This is a genomic window from Antarctobacter sp., from assembly GCF_048262615.1.
Lineage (GTDB): Bacteria > Pseudomonadota > Alphaproteobacteria > Rhodobacterales > Rhodobacteraceae > Antarctobacter.
Genome location: NZ_JBLXFB010000001.1, coordinates 246705 through 265236 on the forward strand (window position 1 = coordinate 246705; position 18532 = coordinate 265236).

Genomic DNA, 18532 nt, shown 5'->3' on the forward strand with positions numbered 1-18532 from the left:
GGACATGTCGGGCCTTGTGCTCAAGAGCATCTCCAAAAGCTTCGGCGGCACCCGTGCCGTCGATCTGGTGAACCTGAGGTTTGCCGAGGGAGAATTGACCGCGCTGCTGGGTCCGTCGGGCTGTGGCAAGACCACGCTTCTGCGGATGATCGCCGGGCTGGAGGCGCCCTCTGGCGGAGCGATCCTGCTGGGGGATCGCAACATCACCGATCTGCCCGCGCACAAACGCAAGTTCGGCATGGTGTTCCAGAGTTTCGCGCTGTTCCCGCACCTCACGGTGCGGGACAACGTGGCCTATTCATTGCACATTTCCGGGGTGTCCAGGGCCGAGGCCGCAGAGCGCGCGGGCAAGCTGTTGGACCTTGTGCAACTGTCCGCCTTTGGCGACCGCCGCATCGGCCAACTGTCGGGTGGACAGCGCCAGCGGGTTGCGATTGCCCGTGCTCTGGCGCAGGAACCCGAGGTCTTTTTGCTGGATGAACCGATGTCGGCGCTGGACGCCAAGCTGCGCGAAGAGATGCAGGTGGAACTGCGCCTGCTGCAACAGCGGCTTGGCATCACCACCATTGTCGTCACCCATGACCAGCGTGAGGCCATGACCATGGCCGACAGCATCGTGGTGATGTCCGACGGGCGTGTGGAACAGGTGGGACCGCCGCAGGACATCTATCACAAGCCCGAAAACGCCTTTGTCGCGGATTTCATCGGCAAGGCGAATTTCTTTGACGGGGTGACAGAACCGGGCGGCGTCCGCATCGGGGCCACGCATCTGACGGCAGAGCCGCGTTTTGTTGGCGGCTCACCGGTGCGCGTGGCGATCCGGCCCGAGCGCGCCTGTCTGGACGAGGAACCTGGCGCAAACCGGTTGCCGGCGAAGGTGACATTTGTGCGCGACCTTGGCCCGGTCCGGGAATATCATCTTGAGACCGTCCTGGGCCGGATGATGGTGGAATACGCGCTGGGTGAGAACGGCAAGACCCTGCAAATCGGCGACACCACAGAGGTGCGCCTGCCGCCGGAGTCGTTGCACATCTTTCCGGACACCACGGCGCGCGACATGCCAGCGATGGCCGCCGAATGACCGTCGCGGAGCATATCCAGACAGAGCCCGCAGAGGCGCGCGCGACGCCCCGTCTGTCCGGTGTCCGGCTGCTGAGCTGGGCGCTGACGGCGGTGATTGTCACGCTCTGTGTGGTGCCCTTTGTACTGGTCATCGCCATCAGTTTTGGCCGCAAGATCGAAGGCGCGGCATGGGTCTGGGACTTTACGCTTGCCAACTACCAGCGGTTCTTTGTCGGCGCGCTCTGGCCCGATGAGGTGACGTTCCTCTATCTGCAACAGCTTGGCTTTTCGTTCTGGTACGCGGTTATCGCGTCCTTGCTGGCGGTGCTGACGGCGCTGCCCTTCACAGTGTTGCTGACGCGGCTGTCGCGCGGGGCGCAGGCCGCGTGGCTGGTGTTCATCCTGTCGTCCCTGTCGCTGTCCGAGGTGTTCATCGTCATGGGCTGGGACATCCTGTTGTCCAACAACTCTGGCCTGCCGGCGCTGTTCAAATCCACCGGACTGACCCAATGGCTGAAAGACAGTGGATGGTTTCAGGTGCTGCGCGACTGGGGGCTGGCGAACCCGCGCAACGTCAAGTTCAAGACCTCGCAGTTCGCCACCATCCTGACCATGAGCTACCTCGTCTGGCCCTACGCGGTGATCCTGCTGTATCCGGCGCTGTCGCGGCTTGACCGTTCTCAAACAGAGGCCGCGCGCACCATGGGGGCCGGGGCGTGGTGTGTGGCGCGCACCGTGATCCTGCCGGCAATCCGACTACCGTTGTTTGGCACGACGCTGCTGCTGTTTGTGTTCCTGTTGGGGACCTACGTTGCCGTCACGGTCTTTGCCGCGCCCGCGCAGCATTCGACCGCCGTGGCGATCTATACCAACATTCGCGGTGCCAGTCTGAACGCGCCCTTCGGGGCGACGCAGGCGGTGATCCTGCTGATCTCGGCGGGGGTCTGTCTGGCCCTTGGCCACCGGATCAACACATGGGCGGAGGCGCGGTGATGCGGATCATCGGTGGCCTCTACATGGCATGTTGCGCGCTGTTGCTGGCGCTGCCCATCGCGGTGGTCTGCGGCGCGGCGCTGAACGGCGGGCGCAGCATGTTCTTTCCCCCGCGTGAGCCGACGCTGGCGCGCTTTGGCGAGTTCTTTGTCTCTGAACCGGTCTGGACGCAGGCACTGGGAAATTCGGTCATCGTGGCGCTTGGCGCGGCCAGCCTTGCGGTGCTGCTGGCCTGGCCGCTGGCCTATCTGTTGTGGTCCACGGGGTCGAAACTGTCGCGGACACTTGCGGCGCTGGGGTCGATGCCCTTTGCGGTGCCGCCCATCGTCTTTGGCGTCGGCCTTGGGTTCTTCTGGAGCTTTTTTGGCGGATTGGGCGCGCTCTGGGCCGGGGTGGTCAGCCATGCGGTGCTGCTGATGGCGCTGCCGATGGTGACGATCTCGATCGGATTGCAAAGCATCGACCGGGCGCATCTGGACGCCGCCGCGACGATGGGCGCGACTGACTCCGTCACCTTCCGCACCGTGATCCTGCCGCAGACGATCCCTTATACGATCTCCGGATTCTTCTTTGTGCTGGTGCTGTCGTTCAACGAATTCATCGTGATGTTCTTTGTCTCTGCCTCCGGCTATGCCACCGTGACGCTGCAAATCTTTAACTCGCTGAGAAACGGCTACACGCCGACGATGGCGGTGGCGGCGATTACCTTTATCGCCGTCTCCGTCCTTGTGTTTTCCGCTGTCGCCCGCTGGGGCGACCTGCCGCGCCTGATGGGCGCGGATCAATCCCGAACCTGAAGGAGATACACCATGGCCCGTCAACCCACTCTTGTCGGCAACACCGTTCTGCTGGTGATCGACATTCAGAAATCCGCCTTCATGGCCTCCGAAGGCGGCATTCCCCATATGCCCGGCTATGCCGAGAACATGATGCGCGCCCGCAGTGTTGTGGACGCCGCGCATGACAACGGCATTCCGGTCATCTTTGTCCAGGAAATCCACCGCCGCGACATGATCGACTATGGCCGCGAACTGGACGGATCAGAGGATATTCACTGCATGGAGGGCGATCCGGGAACGCCCGTCGCCTTTGAGGAAATGGGCCGCAAGCCCGGCGATTATTTTGTCCCCAAGCGGCGCTATTCCTGCTTTTTCGGGACCGAGATGGAAATCCTCCTGCGTGGCCTGAAGGCCGAGACGCTGATCTTTGTCGGCGGGATGACGGATGTCTGCGTGCATTACAGTTTCGCCGACGGGCACCAAAGCGACTATTATTGCCGGGTGGTGGCGGATTGCGTCGGTGGCACCTCGCCCGAAGCGCATCAGGCCTCATTGAACGCGATGGAATATCTTCAGGAAGGGGCCGTTCTGAGCGCCGATGAGATCATCGGCGCGATGGGCAAACAAAGGATGGCGGCGGAATGATCACGTCGGGGGACATTCAGGGGCACTGGCATCGGGCATGGCTGAAATCTCCATCGTTCAACGATTGCGAAACAACCGTGCACTGGATGCAATGCGGATCGCTCTATGCGGATATCCGCATTCCGCCCAACAGACCGGATGTGCGCGGCGCGACCGCGCTGGCGGATCTGCCGGACGCGGCGCTGATGGGGCTCTTGCGGGCGGAAGGGTTTGCCGGGACCGTCGCGTTGCGCAATGACGTCTGTACCTGGCACCGTGAGATCAACTGGCACGGTCGGCCGGAAGAAGAGGACAGCGGTCTGCTGGAATTCAACAAGGCGGATCAGCTGATGGAAACCGGGGTCTACGGCGAATATGCCGAACTGTGGAACCGGCGGGCGGATCAGCCCGCCAGTGCCATGCACCTGATGGCCGGGTCCGCCCATGCCTTTATCGTGTCGGTCGGGCAGAGGTTTGTGTTTGGTGTCGGTCAGCCCACGGCGGAAAACTCACGCAATACCATCGCAGCACTGGAAGCGGGGCAGCGGACATGGGCGCTGCAAGAGCAGTTGCGACACGTCTTTGCCTTCGGGCGCTGGGACGGGACCTGCGGGGTAGCCGAATTATGCACCAATCCGCTGATCGAAGGACAGCCGGTGCTCAGTTGCGCAGGGGACGGCGCGCTGGTCTGGCATGCGGTGGATTTTCTGGGGCAAACCCGCGACGTGCCGTTGACGCAGCCGACGATGGCACGGTTCGACGCGGCCTGAACCCGGCGGGGTTCAGGCGTTCCACAGCGTCAGGTAGTGATCGACGATCTGATGACAGCGGTCACGGCCAAAGGCGGGGTCATGTCCGCCCAGAACACGCTGGACCGGCAGCGCCCTGATCCGTCGCAGCGTCGCGGCATAGGCGGCGACATCCATGCCCGGCCCGTCGTAGATCAGCGGCCCGTCATAGATCGCATCGGCCCCGAACAGGGTGCCGCTGTCGCCGTGCCACAGCCCGACCTGTCCGGGCGCATGGCCGGGCAGATGCAGAACCTCTGCCTGCCAGTCCCCCAGATCCACAATAGCGCCATCCTCGACCGTGCGCGTCGCAGGCGCGCCTTTGAGGGTGTAGGCGGCAGGGTCATACCCCTCATGGGGCAGCGCGTTGATCAGTTGCGGCCAGAGCGGCGGATAGCCCGCGTCCAGAAACAGCTTGCGAAACCGATCCGAAATTCCGGCGGTGTTTAGGCTGTAGGGCGCGGGGTGTGCCAGCTCATCCGCCTCCAGCGGATGCACCAGTCGTGTATCGAACTCATGGGCCGCGCCGATGTGGTCAACATGGCAATGGGTGGTGAACAGGATCAACGGTTTGCCCGGATCGGGGCGCAGGGCGTCCACCACGGGCCTGAGAGGCGCGATCCCCATGCCGCTGTCCACGACCATATCGGCCTCTGATCCCAGAACCAGAAAGATGTTGGCGGAAAAGATCGGGTGCACATGCGGTTCCGTCAGGCACCAGATGCGGCTGTCGATCTGCTGCGTGCCGTACCACGGCGAGGCGATGGGATATGTCATGGCCCGACAGTTGCGCGGGGGCGGGCCGTGCGCAATGTCCGCTGCTGCATTTCACACCAATGACCCGCGATTGAGCCTGTATTTTGTGCGAACGCGACATGTACCTCCAGTCCGGAAGGCAACGCGCGTGACTAAATGGCCCGGCAACCGATGCTGGGGACAGCAGGGTGTCTAGGGTTCCGCCTCTCCTCTCCTCCCAGAGGGTCTGGTCCAAGAGATGCCACCGACGGGGCAAATTCCCTGCCGGTACACGGCGGGACAAAATCCCGGGAGAGCACTGCGCGTTGGGGTTTCACCGATCTCTCAAGTTCCGCCTCGGTGCCTCGATCAGCAATCAAAGGCGGAACGTTGCATGAGGGGACACCCATGTTTGCAAGACGCCATTTCGTGGCCGCCTGCGCGGCGCTGGCGCTGGCGGCGGCCGCACCCGCCACAGCTCAGGAAAAAACCGACTTTCGTGTCGCATGGTCCATCTACGTAGGGTGGATGCCTTGGGGCTATCTGGACGAGTCCGGGATCATGGACAAATGGGCCGAGAAATACGGCATCACCGTCGAGATCGTGCAGATCAACGATTACGTCGAGTCGATCAATCAGTACACCGCTGGGGCGTTTGACGGCGTGTCGGCGACCAACATGGACACCCTGTCGATCCCGGCAGGCGGCGGCGTGGACACCACCGCGCTGATCGTCGGCGACTTTTCCAACGGCAATGACGCGGTGATCATCAAGGGTGATGGTGATTTGGCCGATCTGGCGGGCAAGCCGGTCAATCTGGTGGAACTGTCCGTGTCGCATTACCTGCTGGCGCGGGCGCTGGACAGCGTCGGCCTTCAGGAGCGTGATCTGGGCGGGGTGCTGAACACGTCGGACGCGGACATGATCGCCGCCTTTACCACTCCGGATGTCGAGGCGGTGGTGACTTGGAACCCGCTGGTCTCCACCATCCTCGAAGAGCCGGGTGCCGAAAAGCTGTTCGACAGTTCCGACATCCCCGGTGAGATCATCGACCTGATGGTGGTCAACACCGACACGCTGGCGGCCAACCCGGATTTTGGCAAAGCCATGGTTGGCGCGTGGTTTGAGGTCATGGGCCTGATGGCGGCGGGTGACGAAGAGGTGCTGACCGCGATGGCAGAGGCCTCTGGCACCGATCTGGCAGGCTACAAGGCGCAGCTGGACTCGACAGAGATGTTCTTTGATCCGACAGAGGCAGTGGCCTTCACCAAAGGCGCGGACCTGCCCACGACAATGGTCAACGTGGCCGGGTTCCTGTTCGACAAGGGGATCTTGGGTGAAGGCGCGCCAAGCGCCGATTTCGTGGGTGTGTCCTACCCGGATGGCAGCACCACCGGCGATCCGGCGAACGTCAGGTTCCGCTTTGACACCACCTACATGCAGATGGCGGCGGACGGCGCACTGTAACCTCCCTGCGGCCCGCCCGTTCCGGAGCGGGTCGCTATCCCCCCTGACCACCGCGCCCCGGACCTGATCCGGGGCCTCTGCCTGCGAGGGTTATCATGCGCTGGATCAACCGAAAACCGGGAGCCGTCTTGGCCACGGCGCTGGCGGCCCTGCCTTTTGTCGCTGTGCTGATCGTCTACATGATCGGCTCGGAAATGCGGCTGGCGGTGAACCCGCAGGACAAACTGCTGCCCGCGCCGACCACGATCCTGTCGACGGCGGAGCGGTTGTTGACGGAACCTGACCGCCGGTCCGGAGACATCCTGTTCTGGGCAGACACGTTTGCCAGCCTGCGCCGTCTTGGGCTGGGGGTGCTGATCGCCTCATCGGCGGCCCTGATCGCCGGGATTGGCATCGGGATGCTGCCCTATCTGCGCAAGAGTTTTGCGCCTTTCGTGGCCGTGGTCTCCATGGTACCGCCGCTGGCGATCCTGCCGATCCTCTTTATCCTGCTGGGCTTGGGGGAGGTGTCCAAGGTGGCGCTGATCGTCATCGGCATTACCCCCTTCCTCATGCGGGACATGAGCCAGCGGGTGATCGACCTGCCGCGCGAACAATTCGTCAAGGCGCAGACTCTGGGGGCCAGTTCCATGGCCATCGGGCTGCATGTGGTCCTGCCGCAGGTGCTGCCCCGCCTGATTGCCGCGGTGCGGCTGTCGCTAGGGCCTGCATGGTTGTTCCTGATCGCGGCAGAGGCCATCGCCTCGGATCAAGGGTTGGGCTATCGCATCTTCCTTGTGCGGCGGTATCTCGCGATGGACGTGATCCTGACCTACGTCGTCTGGATCACCTTGCTGGCCTACCTGCTGGATCTGGGTCTGCGGATGTTGGCCAAACGTGCCTTCCCTTGGGATGGAGAGGCGCTATGAGCTATGTCGAGGTCAAGGGCGTCTCCAAGGTTTACGGCAAACGCACCATCATCGAGAACATCAACGTCAGCGTCCCCAAGGGGCAGTTCGTATCCATCGTCGGTGCCTCGGGCTGCGGCAAGACCACCTTTTTGCGGCTGCTCTTGGCGCAGGAACAGCCGACGCGGGGTGACATCCGCATTGACGGCGCGCCGATGGCGCGCGAGCCGGGGCGCGACCATGGCATCGTTTTTCAGCGGTATTCGGTGCTGCCGCACCAGACCGTGATCGACAACCTGATCGCGCCGCGTGCCTTTCGGTCGTCGTTCTGGGGGCGGCTCAGCCGGGCGGATCGGGCAGAGGAACGCGACAAGGCGCGCGCCACGCTGGCGCGCATCGGGCTGGAACATGTCGCCCACCAATACCCCGCCGACCTGTCGGGCGGGATGCTGCAACGGCTGGCCATCGCGCAGGCGCTGGCGGGCAATCCCAAGATCCTGCTGCTGGACGAACCCTTTGGCGCGCTGGACCCCGGCACCAAGATCGTCATGCACGACTTCTTGCAGGAACTGCGGGACGAAAGCGGCATGACCATCTTCATGATCACCCATGATCTGGGGGAGGCGTTCAAGTTGGGGGACCGCGTCTGGGCCTTCGACAAGCCGGTCTGGGACACGGACAACCCCGAAAAGAACGCCGCCACCATCACCTATGATTTCGATGCCCGCGACGATGGCATCCCCTTCCAGACTCTAAAGGAGCGCACCCATGTTTTGCACGCCCGCTGATCGGCGACCCTCGCACCACCCGGCGGACCTGCGCGGTTCCGACCGCCGCCACCACCACCCGGACCTGACAAAGCTACAGGGCTGGAAATCGATGAAGTCCGAGGCGGACCTGCCCGAAGGCCGCTGGGACGAAGAGCGCCGCTGGGCGCTGCGCATGGGTCTGACCGGGGCCGACAGCATCGAGGACAAGTCGATCCCCACCTTCGCGCGCGGGGAACTGCCGCATTTTGCGGGCATCAATACCTTCCTCAAGGCCCCCTATGCCGAGGACGTGACAGAGGTCGGCGACTACGACGCCACGATCCTTGGCATACCCTTTGACGGCGGCACCACCTACCGCCCCGGCACGCGGTTTGGCCCGCAGGGCCTGCGCAAGATCAGCGCGCTGTACACGCCGTACAACTATGAACTGGGGGTGGACCTGCGCGAGCAGATGACGCTGTGTGACGCGGGCGATGTGTTCACCATCCCGGCGAACCTTGAGAAATCCTTTGACCAGATCAGCCGCGCCGTGAGCCATGTGTTCAGCTCTGGCTCCCTGCCGGTGATGATCGGCGGCGACCATTCCATCGGCTTTCCCTGCGTGCGGGGGATCGCGGAATGTACCTCGAAAAAGATCGGCATCGTCCATTTTGACCGCCACGCGGACATTCAGGAAAAGGATCTGGATGAGCGGATGCACACGACGCCGTGGTTCCATTCCACCCTGTTGCCCAATGTCCCGGCCAAGAACCTTGTGCAGGTGGGTATCGGCGGTTGGCAGGTGCCGCGGGAGGCGGTCAAGGTCGCGCGCGAGCGCGAGACCAACATCATCACCATGGGCGACATGGAAAAGATGGGCATCGACAAGACCTCCGAGATGGCGCTGGAGATGGCCTGGGACGGGGTCGACATGGTCTATATGTCCTTTGACATCGACAGCATCGATTGCGGCTTTGTCCCCGGCACCGGCTGGCCGGAACCGGGTGGTTTCCTGCCGCGTGAGGCCTTGGCGCTGGCGTCCAAGGTCGCGGCAGAGGGGATCTGCGGCATGGAACTGGTCGAGGTTTCGCCGCCCTATGACACCTCTGACATCACGGCGCTGATGGGGACACGGGTCATTGTGGATGTGCTGGGCAGCCTTGTCGCCAGCGGCAATTTGGGCAAACACACCCGGCATATCGACAAACCCGTCGCCATCCCGCATGGCGATTTCGAGGGCAAGCGCTGGCACGGCCGGACCCAGAGGTAAGGGCGATGTCCGACACACTCGAAACCGGGCGCCAGTTGGTCGAGGCATTGAACCCCGGCATGGAGGCGGCGCTGGAACGGCGCTATGGCCACCTCGTGCCGGGGATGGCGCAAAGCGTTGTGGACTATGCCTATGGCCAGCAATACGCGCGCCCCGGCCTGCCGCTGCGCGACCGCTATCTGGCCACCATCGCGGCGCTGACGGCGCTTGGCGGCCAGACCGCGCCGCAATTGGCGGTGAACATTGCCGTTGGTCGCAAGGCCGGTCTGAGCCGCGAAGAGATCGCCGAGGCGATCTGGCAGATGTCGCTCTATGGCGGGTTTCCCGCCGCGATCAATGCGCTGAACACCGCCCTGACGGTCTTTGAACAAGAGGAGGCAGCCGATGCCCCATGACATCGTGAACGGCCACATCGGCCATCATCATCACCCGCACGACCACAACCACCCGCACGACCACGACCACCTCCACAGTCATCTCAAGCCAGAGGACAGGGCGGCGGAAGTGCAGGTGCTGGCGACGCAGTTCATCGACGGCTTTGTGCAGGCCGCCGACAAGGCGTCTTATCTGCGGCTGGCGGGCGTGCCGTTCGAAAGGCCCGGCGCCGGCAGCGACACGGCGCTGAAACTGGTCGATGTGGAGTTAAAGACCGAATGGCAGGTCGGCACCGCCTCACCGTCGTTCGGGTCGCGCGAACTCAGCTATCTGCCGTTTCCCGGCGAGATGGTGCGCGAGCGGGTGAACATGGCGCTGGTCTATGTCTCTATGGATGAGAAATCGCTGTTGGACATTCGCCAGTTCCTGAAGGACCGGATGGACGGGCAGGGCGGTTGACCGTCCCCGCCCCGTGACTTGACCGTGAGGTCAGATTGCCAGCGCCTGATCGCTGAGCGCATCCATGGTCATGTTCTGCAACACGATGGTCACGCCTTCATCGTCAAAGATCAGATCGTCGCCCTGTTGGTAGAATTCCGACCGGGCGGCGCTGGTGTCCGCATAGCCAAAGGCCACAAGGTCCAGAACATCCCATTCCTCGAAGTCGGTGATGACATGGGTGCCGTCTGACGATGGTCTGAAGACAAAGCTGTCGGACAGGTCGCCTCCCGCAAGCGTGGAATCCCCGGCACCGGGGTCCAGCACGTCGTCAGGGCCAAGCGCGCGGGTCCAGGCCTCTAGATCCTCTCCCATCATGCGGCGGAACTCGGGGCTTTCGGCGAAGTGTGAGACAACAAATTCCCGCGTGGCCCCGTCGTCAAGGTACGCCTGCCAGACCGCCTTGCCGTTTGCGTCAGAGGCGCGGTCCAGCACGTTGTTATACAGCATCTCGATAAAGGCATCGTCCGAGAGCGACCCATAAGTGGCCTGAAACTCGGGGCTTTGGACAAAGCCGGTGATGACGTTGAAGTAATTGGCCCCGTCGGCCAGTTGTTCGGTCCAGAAGCCATAGCCATTGGCGTCGGGTGCCCGCGCAAGGGTGGCCTGATAGAGGCGAAAGGCCTGCCCGGCATAGGTGGTCGAGGCACCGTCCAAGCCGTCGCCATACAGCACGTCATTGCCGCCCTGACCCAGCAGCGTATCCGCGCCGCTCTGGCCGATCAGGGTGTCGGCCCCGCCGCCGCCCTCCAGCAGATCGCGCCCACGCGCACCGTCCAGCAGGTTGGCCCCGGAATTGCCGACGATGTGGTTGTCATAGCCGTTGCCCGCACCGTCGATATTGCCGCTGCCGGTGAGGATCAAATCCTCGACCTCTGGCGCGTCGGCCCAGAGCCGGTAGGACACCGACGAGTTGATCAGGTCGTGTCCCTGACCCCGGTATTCGATCACCACGTCGTTCGCGTCATCCACGAAATAGACGTCATCGCCGGTGCCGCCGATCAGCGTGTCGGTGCCCTTGGTGTCTTGCAGGGTGTCATTGCCCGCCATCCCATAGAGGACGTCATTGCCCCATGCCCCGTTCAGGGCGTTGTTGCCGCTGTTGCCTGTCAGCACGTTGTCCGCGCCGTTGCCGGTGCCGCTCAGGTCGGCATTGCCCAGCAGGGTGAGGTTTTCCAGTGCCATGCCGTAGTCGCGCAGCGCAAAAGAAACAGAGGCGCGCACAAGGTCGGTTCCGGCGTTGTCGGCCTCGACGATGGTGTCGCCGCTGTGGTTTACGGTAAAGACATCGTCGCCACTGGTGCCCACAAGCCGATCCGCGCCGCTGGTGCCTTGGGTTCCCGCGGTGCCACCGCCGTTTTGTGGACCGCCGCCGCTGTCCTGCGTTTCCTGATCGACCAGAACCGCGACCAGCCGGTCGGCCAGCGCGACGCTGGCGGCGTCCGAATAATGCAGCCCGTCGGCGAACATCTGCGCGGGCGTGAGGCCCGCGGCGCTCAGGACCGCGTCCGGCTGCACGGTGACGATGCCGGGGGTGTCGGCGCCCAGTTCGATCAGCTCGGCCTGTATCGCGTTCCAGTGCTGGCGCTCGGACGCGGCGGGGGCATTGTCGGACAGACCCGAGATGACGATGGGCGCGTCCTCGACCCCGGTGGCCCGGTTGCCCATCTCCGAGGCAACCTCCGCGCGGAACTCCGCCATCAGGGCATGAAAGTCCGGCGCGTAGTCGGCGGGCGTGCCAGAGGTATCGGTGTCGCCCTCACCCTGCACCCAGATCACCCCGGCGACGTAGCCGTCGGGGGTGTCACGCAGGGCGCTCACGGTCTCATTGACGATGACGGCGCGCATTTCTCCGGGCGTTTCCCAGTCGGTCTTGCCGGTGCGCGCGCTGGTCAGCGGTGCGCCCGACGAATAGGCGCGCACCAATACGTAATTGCCCGCACCATAGGTTGCGTCCAGCGCATCCTCGACTTCACCAGCGATCCGGCCAGCATTGCTCTGCCCGGCCAGCACGATAATGGGGGTTCCCACGGCTCACCTCCAAATTCCCACGGAGGGGAAATTGGCAAGCGGCCCTTAACGCAGCCTTTGGAGTTTCTGCACGAGTGTTAAGGATTTGAGGCGGTTTGTGCGGGTCGGCGCAAGGTGGTCCGCAAATCGGTCAACAGGCGCGCGCCCAGTGCCGCGTTGCCATGCAGCACGTCGTCCCCGTCCTGTCCGGACCCACCCGAAAGCCGTGGCCCGCCACGCATGAAGGCCGCCAGTGTCAGGCAACCATGGGACAGGGTGTCGGCGGGTTGCGGCAGGTAGGTGGTGCGTGGCAGCGGGGCAAACCCTGCGCGATGCGCCGCGATCAGATCTGCGGCCAATGCCGCGCCATCGCGCTGGCGCAACAGCCGACGGATGATCGGATAGGTGCCGTCCTGATCCTGCAATGCGTCCGAGGGAAAGGGTTGCGGGATCACGGCGACAGGGCCGGGCGCGGCCCGTGCGATGCGGGCGGACAAAGAGGTTTCACAAAGGGATGTCAGCGCCGCCAGATAGGCCGCGCGTGTCATCAGAGGCCGGGCCCTTGCCGGGGGCGCGTCGCTCAACGCCTGTGCCACGGCCTTTGCCCCGGATGGCCAGCCAGAGACGCTGTGCCCCTGTTGCAGCCGAACGGCAGCAAAGGCGGAGGGGGCCAGCCCGGCGACGACCACCGCGTCGAACTCTGCGAGGTTCAAGGTGTCGGGTGTTCCCATCCGCGCGGCTCTGTCGCGCATGTCATTGGACGCCGCATGCAGCAGGGGCCCCTCCAGCCTGATATCCTCGTCCGACAGTCCGGGTTTGGCAAAGACCGTCAGACCCTCATCCGCCGGGTCCTGCCGGTGCGCGGCAATCAACATCGCGGCGTGCGAGTCGCCGATCAGGCAGAGTTTCAACGGGCGCTCTCCTGCGTTGCGAAGGCCTCTAACAGGGCCTCTTCGCAGATCTCTTCCTGCGGTGACGGCTCGGTTTGCGGGGCGGTGATCAGCCCGTCTGGCCGGGGCACTCCGCCCAGTTCCGGGTGCGCGCCGAAAAAGACCGACATGACCGTCGCCACGCCCATAGCCGTTACGGTGCGCAGATTGTCATTGTAGAACCGCGCGCCGAACGGGGGGGCGGTGATGATTTCATAAGACGGCACATAGTCGATGTCCGGGTCCAGCGCCGCCACCTCGCCAGCCACGGCGCGCAGGACCGATTTGGAATAGGTCGTGGCCGACAGGATGTGATTGCCGCTGGCGGTGGCCGTTAACGGCACGGGGGAGACGGTCAACAGCACCTTGAGGTCGGGATTCCATCGGCGCATCCGGGCGATGGCCTCTGTCAGATCCTCGTGGACCTCGGCAAAGCTCTGGTTGACGAAAAAATGCAGGTTGGGGTCGAAATGTCCGCCCAAAACGCCCGGAGCGGTTGGAAAGACCCGTCCAGTCTGTCGGTCCGCCCAGCATTCGGTCAGTCCAAGGGTGAAAACAAAGACATCCGTCTCGGCGAACATGGCGCGGACCCGGCGCAGGTGATCGCGGCGAAAGGCGCACAGTTCGGCCTCGCTGGTGAACCCCTCGGGCTCGATATTGGGGCGCAGGGCGTCGATCCATGTATCGCCGCGCCGCCACAGCGCCTCATCGTGCAGGGCCGCAGTCTCGGCATCCTCCAGCAACTGACGAAGCTGGCGCGCGGTATAGATATTGCCGTAGCGCGCCGAAAACAGGCCATAGCCGTGCCGCCGCGCAACTTCTTGCGGCATCAGGGCCGGGGCCGGTTCCGCCTCGACCAGTGTCAGAGGCGACGCGCGGACATATGTGGCGATGTTCTGGGCAAAGCAACTGCCCGCCGTGGCGATCCGCAGACCGGGGCGCAGCGCGACCTTGGGGGCGTATATCGCATCCAAGTGAAAGTCCGGGTGGTCCCGGCATGGCTTCCAGAAAGCCGATGGGGGCAGGTCAGAGTAGGGCATGGGGGCACGATAGGTCAGATGGGGCACCGAACTAAGGCAATTTCGCAGAATTGCTGTGGCGGACCGCGACGCGCCGGGGTGCGGCGCAAAGGCGGGAATTTTCTTCGAATGATTCGAAATTCGCGCTCTGTGTTTGGTGCCGGAATTGACCAATCGCGCAGGGGTTGCGGGATTGGTGCGTCCAGAAGGACAGTGCAGGTCGAATTGTGGCGACAAGAAGGCATTGGCACTCAGGAAAACGCGGGTCCGGCCATTGTTCGTGAATCGAGGACAGTGAGCATGGGTGCCGTTTTTGAGTGGCTGTATTTTGTAGTTATATCGCGAGAATATTCATAATGTTGTGTCCGGACGTTTCCAAATTGGAAAATGTTGCACAAACAAACAGCGGCAAATTGATGGCAAAATCTCCGAAACTTGGCGAGGAAAAGGCGGATTTGCCCCGGTCCGTACAATTTTCTCCTTCTCGGAATGGGGGCCGCGCCTTAATAATTTCTCCAAGCCCAACTGGGGGGTGAAGTCTGCTGGCCACGGGGGCGGCCGCTGAACCGCTCGCATCTTGCGATGCGAAGTGAAGCGAGGATGGAGAATCCGTCCGTGCCGCATAGGCATCTTTGTTCGTGATTTGACGCGGGCAGGGAGCACCGCGATCACTTCGTATCGATGCAACGTGGCGAGCACGTAATGAATTGGGCGGTGCTGCGCGCATTGTCGGCGCTACTGCGCACGGGGCATGCCCCCATTTGGAGTGAAAGAGGGTCGTACTATGGCTGATTTGGTCTTGGAATGGGGTGCATTGGGTCCGTTTGGCACCAACCTGACGGATGAAGACGGCGGGGTTTCCGCAACCGTGGATGCGGGCGGTGTTGCCGTTGATATTTCGTTTGATGGGTTGAGCGCGGGCAGCAGCGCCTTCACCTTCAACGCGCCGGGCTACGTTGCGCCGGGCGAAACGTTTTCGAACCAGTCGTTCCTCAAGCTTTTCGGTGAAGGCACCGGTGCGGCAGGAGACACGTCGACAACCGTGCTCGACTTTCGCGCCACCAACACCTCATTGTATTCGGACGCGGCGCAAAATGTGTCGTTCCGTATCAACGATATCGACACCGGCGCAGGCGGCGATTTCGCCGAGGCGGGCGGTGGCTTTCAGGACATCGTCAACGTCACCGCGTTTGACCCCGCAGGCAATCCGCTGCCGGTCACGCTGAGCCTTGGCTCCGGCGTCACCAATGCGGGCGGCGATCTGACAGGCACGCCCGAAACCGGGTTCGACAGCGCAACGACCTCTGTCCTTGTGGACATTCCGGGTCCTGTTGCCAGCATCCAGATCGAATACGCCAACGGCGCGGTCAGCCAGCAGGGCGTGACCATCTCGGACATCGAATTCTCGACCGTGGATGTGGGCAACGGCGGACCGGACGCGATCGACGACACGGAAACCACCACCGTGGGCACACCTGTGACGCTGGACCCGACCGCCAACGACACCGATCCGGAAAACGATCCGCTGACTGTGACCGGCATCACGCCCGCGTCCAACGGCACGGCCGTGCTGAACGGTGACGGCACTGTGACCTATACGCCGAATGCGGGCTTCACCGGCACCGATACGATCAGCTATACCGTCACCGATGGCACATCGAGCGATACGGCGACGATAACCTTTACCGTGACGGACGATCCCAACATCCCGCCCACGGCCTTTGACGACTCGGCGGAAACGGACGAGGGCACCACTGTCACAATCACGCCGCTGGCCAACGATGATGATCCGGATGGCGACAACGCTCTGCTGACCGTGGCCAGCATCACCCAGCCGACCAACGGCACGGCGGTTCTGAACGCCGACGGGACGGTGGATTATACGCCGGACGCGGGCTTTACCGGGACCGACACCTTTACCTATCAGTTGGCTGATCCCGATGGCGGCAGCGACACCGGTGTTATCACCGTCACCATCTCTGATGATGCCGAGCCGCGCATCGACACCGATGTCTTCCCGGTTGCACCGGGCGACCAGCCGCTTGATCCGCTGGACGGGCTGGACCAGGACCCCGATCCGCTGGACGATATCGACAGTATCGTCGGCACTTCGGGCGCCGACCTGATCGAGACCGGCGATGACGCCGATACCATCCTGGCCGGAGGCGGCAACGACACCGTGAATCCGGGCATCGACAACGACTATGTCGAACTGGGCGGCGGCGATGACTCGTTGTTTGATGTGCAAGGTGCCGACACGATCTACGGCGGAGCAGGCGACGACACGATCATCGCGGGCACTAATACCTTCTCGGATTACGAAGGCGACGATCCGTCGTTTGCACCGGGAACGCTGCTGAACGATCTCGGCTTCACCGCTGACCCGAACACCGAAGATGGCCGCGACTACGTCGAAGGCAACCGGGGCGCCGACTATATCGCCACCGGTGACGATGCCGACACCATCGACGGCGGCGGCGAGAATGACACGCTGGACGGCGGCATCGACGATGACCTGATCATGGGCGGTCAGGGTGACGACTCGCTGATTGGTGGTCACGGATCGGACACGCTGGATGGCGGGCAGGGCAACGATACGCTGGACGGCTCCAACATCGCCGCTCTGGAACTGACCGACGACATCGACCCGAACACAGAGAACGACCGCGATCTATTGCAGGGCTTCCTCGGCAACGACTTGCTGATCGGCGGCGATGACGACGACACGCTACAGGGCGGATCCGGCAACGACACGCTGGACGGCGGCATCGACGACGACATCCTGATGGGTGGCAACGACGATGACGTGCTGATGGGGGGTCAGGGCAACGACACGCTGAATGGTGGTGCTGGCGATGACAGCATCGAGGGCGGCTCTGACCGGGATGTCATCATCGTCGACAGCGCGGCAGATGGCATCGGCGACACCGTTGACGGTGGCTCTGGCGGGTTTGTCGATCAGGTGAACCCCGAGGATCCGCCGAACCAGGACTACGACATCCTCGATCTGTCCGGTGTCGGGGCCGAGGGCGTCGACTGGCGCGCGGTCAACACCGTGGCGGACAGCAACGGCAACGGTCTGGACGGCACCATCGAGTTCCTTGATGGCTCGGGCAATGTCACCGGCACCATGGACTTCTTCGAGATCGAGGAAATCGTGCCCTGCTTTACGCCCGGCACGCTGATCGCAACGCCGCAGGGCGAACGTCTGGTCGAGGATCTGGCAGTTGGCGACCGGGTGATCACCCGTGACAACGGCATCCAAGAGATCAAATGGGTCGGCCGCAAGGATCTGACCGGCTTTGATCTGGCGCGCAAGCCGCACTTCAAGCCGATCCTGATCCAGCAGGGGGCCTTGGGCAACAACCTGCCTGAGCATGACATGCTGGTGTCGCCCAACCACCGCGTTCTGGTGGCCAACGACAAGACCGCGCTTTACTTTGAAGAGCGTGAAGTTCTGGTTGCGGCCAAGCACCTGACCGGTCTGGACGGCGTCGATGAGGTCGAGGCCAATGGTGTCGCCTACATCCATGTGATGTTCGAAGGCCATGAGGTGATCCTGTCGAACGGTGCCTGGACCGAAAGCTTTCAACCCGGCGACTACAGCCTCAAGGGCATCGGCAACGCGCAGCGTCAGGAGATCCTCGAACTTTTCCCCGAGCTGGAGCACGCGGAAGGCCTCAAGGCTTATGCCTCGGCCCGTCGCTCTTTGAAAAAGCACGAAGCCGCGCTGTTGACGAAATAACCGGGTTTCCCGGAACGGTATATGCAGCCCGTTCCGGCGCCGCGACCCTCGCGCCCGGAATGGAAAACACCAAGACGGGGCGGCCCTGTGCCGCCCCGTTTTTTGCGTCTCCAGATTGTTGTGATTTTCCTGAAAATTGAGAGGTTTACAGATTGTAAAGGACCATCTGCGAGGGTGGGCAGAACGTGTCCTCAAGGTAGTGGAAATGTCAGTGGATCAGGTCTGCTTGATCGTCGACGATGTGGAATTCGACAGACGCATGATGCGGCGGGTGATGGCCAAATATTGCCCGGAGATGCCGCTGATTGTCGCCCGCAATCTGGGTGAGGCACGCGCACGGCTGCGGGAAAAGAATGTCTCGATTCTCTTTCTTGACAATGCCTTGCCGGATGGCATGGGCGTGGATTTCCTGTCCGAGATGAGCACCGACAAGAAACTGCGCACCGTGCCGGTGATCATTGTCAGCGATTTCCCCTCACCGTTCATGTACGCCAAGGCGCAGGCCGCCAATGTCTGTGAGGTATGGTCAAAACGTGAATTTGTGGGCCCCGCCGTGCGTCGCGTGGTGCAAAAGCACGTCAGGGTCGTCCATTGATGGCGTC

Annotated in this window: 17 protein-coding genes and 1 riboswitch; of the genes, 13 read left to right on the forward strand and 4 right to left on the reverse strand. The window is 63.0% G+C overall.

Annotation, left to right across the window (positions count from 1 at the left end):
• The first annotated feature begins 4 nt into the window (after positions 1–4).
• Genes ACN0S5_RS01230 through ACN0S5_RS01250 form a run of 5 tightly spaced genes read left to right on the forward strand, consistent with a single transcriptional unit; the run spans position 5 to position 4228 of the window.
• Positions 5–1081, forward strand: a complete 1077-nt coding sequence (locus ACN0S5_RS01230) for an ABC transporter ATP-binding protein (protein WP_417205210.1) — start codon at positions 5–7, stop codon at positions 1079–1081.
• Complete coding sequence (locus ACN0S5_RS01235) at positions 1078–2055, forward strand: ABC transporter permease (protein ID WP_417205212.1); 978 nt, start codon at positions 1078–1080, stop codon at positions 2053–2055. The genes ACN0S5_RS01230 and ACN0S5_RS01235 overlap by 4 nt, the downstream gene beginning before the upstream one ends.
• Positions 2055–2852, forward strand: coding sequence for an ABC transporter permease (locus ACN0S5_RS01240; protein ID WP_417205214.1), 798 nt, complete (start codon positions 2055–2057; stop codon positions 2850–2852). The genes ACN0S5_RS01235 and ACN0S5_RS01240 overlap by 1 nt, the downstream gene beginning before the upstream one ends.
• Positions 2853–2864: 12 nt before the next feature.
• Entirely contained in the window at positions 2865–3479 is a 615-nt protein-coding gene (locus tag ACN0S5_RS01245) for a cysteine hydrolase family protein (RefSeq protein ID WP_417205216.1), read from the forward strand.
• Positions 3476–4228 carry a hypothetical protein gene (locus ACN0S5_RS01250; protein WP_417205218.1) on the forward strand — a complete coding sequence of 251 codons (753 nt, stop codon included), beginning with the start codon at positions 3476–3478 and terminating at the stop codon, positions 4226–4228. The genes ACN0S5_RS01245 and ACN0S5_RS01250 overlap by 4 nt, the downstream gene beginning before the upstream one ends.
• Positions 4229–4240: 12 nt before the next feature.
• Here ACN0S5_RS01250 and ACN0S5_RS01255 read toward each other — a convergent pair whose 3' ends face one another.
• Positions 4241–5023 (reverse strand): MBL fold metallo-hydrolase, encoded by a 783-nt coding sequence (locus tag ACN0S5_RS01255; protein ID WP_417205220.1) that lies wholly within the window; start codon positions 5021–5023, stop codon positions 4241–4243.
• 160 nt (positions 5024–5183) lie between these two features.
• A riboswitch (guanidine-I (ykkC/yxkD leader) is annotated at positions 5184–5298 on the forward strand.
• A gap of 91 nt (positions 5299–5389) precedes the next feature.
• Here ACN0S5_RS01255 and ACN0S5_RS01260 point away from each other — a divergent pair.
• From ACN0S5_RS01260 to ACN0S5_RS01285, 6 genes are all read left to right on the forward strand, one after another.
• Positions 5390–6448, forward strand: a complete 1059-nt coding sequence (locus ACN0S5_RS01260) for a putative urea ABC transporter substrate-binding protein (RefSeq protein ID WP_417205222.1) — start codon at positions 5390–5392, stop codon at positions 6446–6448.
• 95 nt (positions 6449–6543) lie between these two features.
• On the forward strand, positions 6544–7356 hold the full coding sequence (locus tag ACN0S5_RS01265) for an ABC transporter permease (RefSeq protein WP_417205224.1): 813 nt from the start codon (positions 6544–6546) through the stop codon (positions 7354–7356).
• Positions 7353–8123, forward strand: coding sequence for an ATP-binding cassette domain-containing protein (locus ACN0S5_RS01270; RefSeq protein ID WP_417205226.1), 771 nt, complete (start codon positions 7353–7355; stop codon positions 8121–8123). The genes ACN0S5_RS01265 and ACN0S5_RS01270 overlap by 4 nt, the downstream gene beginning before the upstream one ends.
• On the forward strand, positions 8104–9354 hold the full coding sequence (locus tag ACN0S5_RS01275; RefSeq protein ID WP_417205228.1) for an agmatinase family protein: 1251 nt from the start codon (positions 8104–8106) through the stop codon (positions 9352–9354). The genes ACN0S5_RS01270 and ACN0S5_RS01275 overlap by 20 nt, the downstream gene beginning before the upstream one ends.
• Positions 9355–9359: 5 nt before the next feature.
• Positions 9360–9749: a carboxymuconolactone decarboxylase family protein gene (locus ACN0S5_RS01280; RefSeq protein ID WP_417205230.1), complete on the forward strand. Its 390-nt coding sequence runs from the start codon at positions 9360–9362 to the stop codon at positions 9747–9749.
• Complete coding sequence (locus ACN0S5_RS01285) at positions 9739–10188, forward strand: hypothetical protein (protein ID WP_417205232.1); 450 nt, start codon at positions 9739–9741, stop codon at positions 10186–10188. Before ACN0S5_RS01280 ends, ACN0S5_RS01285 begins: the two co-directional genes overlap by 11 nt.
• 30 nt (positions 10189–10218) lie before the next feature.
• Here ACN0S5_RS01285 and ACN0S5_RS01290 read toward each other — a convergent pair whose 3' ends face one another.
• From ACN0S5_RS01290 to ACN0S5_RS01300, 3 genes are all read right to left on the reverse strand, one after another.
• Positions 10219–12258: a DUF4214 domain-containing protein gene (locus tag ACN0S5_RS01290; protein ID WP_417205234.1), complete on the reverse strand. Its 2040-nt coding sequence runs from the start codon at positions 12256–12258 to the stop codon at positions 10219–10221.
• Between the two features lie 77 nt (positions 12259–12335).
• A complete protein-coding gene (locus ACN0S5_RS01295; protein ID WP_417205236.1) occupies positions 12336–13148 on the reverse strand; it encodes a hypothetical protein in 813 nt (270 codons plus the stop codon).
• Complete coding sequence (locus tag ACN0S5_RS01300; protein WP_417205237.1) at positions 13145–14140, reverse strand: GSCFA domain-containing protein; 996 nt, start codon at positions 14138–14140, stop codon at positions 13145–13147. The genes ACN0S5_RS01295 and ACN0S5_RS01300 overlap by 4 nt, the downstream gene beginning before the upstream one ends.
• Before the next feature lie 829 nt (positions 14141–14969).
• On the opposite strand from ACN0S5_RS01300, the gene ACN0S5_RS01305 reads away from it, so the two are divergent.
• Positions 14970–17930, forward strand: a complete 2961-nt coding sequence (locus ACN0S5_RS01305) for a Hint domain-containing protein (RefSeq protein ID WP_417205238.1) — start codon at positions 14970–14972, stop codon at positions 17928–17930.
• A 205-nt stretch (positions 17931–18135) separates the two neighbouring features.
• Entirely contained in the window at positions 18136–18525 is a 390-nt protein-coding gene (locus ACN0S5_RS01310) for a response regulator (RefSeq protein WP_417205240.1), read from the forward strand.
• The last annotated feature ends 7 nt before the right edge of the window (positions 18526–18532 follow it).

What these genes read in the sequence shown, in the direction of transcription:
- ACN0S5_RS01230 (WP_417205210.1), top strand. Translation starts at nt 5, where the DNA reads ATGTCGGGCCTTGTGCTCAAGAGCATCTCCAAAAGCTTCGGCGGCACC.
- ACN0S5_RS01235 (WP_417205212.1), top strand. Translation starts at nt 1,078, where the DNA reads ATGACCGTCGCGGAGCATATCCAGACAGAGCCCGCAGAGGCGCGCGCG.
- ACN0S5_RS01240 (WP_417205214.1), top strand. Translation starts at nt 2,055, where the DNA reads ATGCGGATCATCGGTGGCCTCTACATGGCATGTTGCGCGCTGTTGCTG.
- ACN0S5_RS01245 (WP_417205216.1), top strand. Translation starts at nt 2,865, where the DNA reads ATGGCCCGTCAACCCACTCTTGTCGGCAACACCGTTCTGCTGGTGATC.
- ACN0S5_RS01250 (WP_417205218.1), top strand. Translation starts at nt 3,476, where the DNA reads ATGATCACGTCGGGGGACATTCAGGGGCACTGGCATCGGGCATGGCTG.
- ACN0S5_RS01255 (WP_417205220.1), bottom strand. Translation starts at nt 5,023, where the DNA reads ATGACATATCCCATCGCCTCGCCGTGGTACGGCACGCAGCAGATCGAC.
- ACN0S5_RS01260 (WP_417205222.1), top strand. Translation starts at nt 5,390, where the DNA reads ATGTTTGCAAGACGCCATTTCGTGGCCGCCTGCGCGGCGCTGGCGCTG.
- ACN0S5_RS01265 (WP_417205224.1), top strand. Translation starts at nt 6,544, where the DNA reads ATGCGCTGGATCAACCGAAAACCGGGAGCCGTCTTGGCCACGGCGCTG.
- ACN0S5_RS01270 (WP_417205226.1), top strand. Translation starts at nt 7,353, where the DNA reads ATGAGCTATGTCGAGGTCAAGGGCGTCTCCAAGGTTTACGGCAAACGC.
- ACN0S5_RS01275 (WP_417205228.1), top strand. Translation starts at nt 8,104, where the DNA reads ATGTTTTGCACGCCCGCTGATCGGCGACCCTCGCACCACCCGGCGGAC.
- ACN0S5_RS01280 (WP_417205230.1), top strand. Translation starts at nt 9,360, where the DNA reads ATGTCCGACACACTCGAAACCGGGCGCCAGTTGGTCGAGGCATTGAAC.
- ACN0S5_RS01285 (WP_417205232.1), top strand. Translation starts at nt 9,739, where the DNA reads ATGCCCCATGACATCGTGAACGGCCACATCGGCCATCATCATCACCCG.
- ACN0S5_RS01305 (WP_417205238.1), top strand. Translation starts at nt 14,970, where the DNA reads ATGGCTGATTTGGTCTTGGAATGGGGTGCATTGGGTCCGTTTGGCACC.
- ACN0S5_RS01310 (WP_417205240.1), top strand. Translation starts at nt 18,136, where the DNA reads ATGTCAGTGGATCAGGTCTGCTTGATCGTCGACGATGTGGAATTCGAC.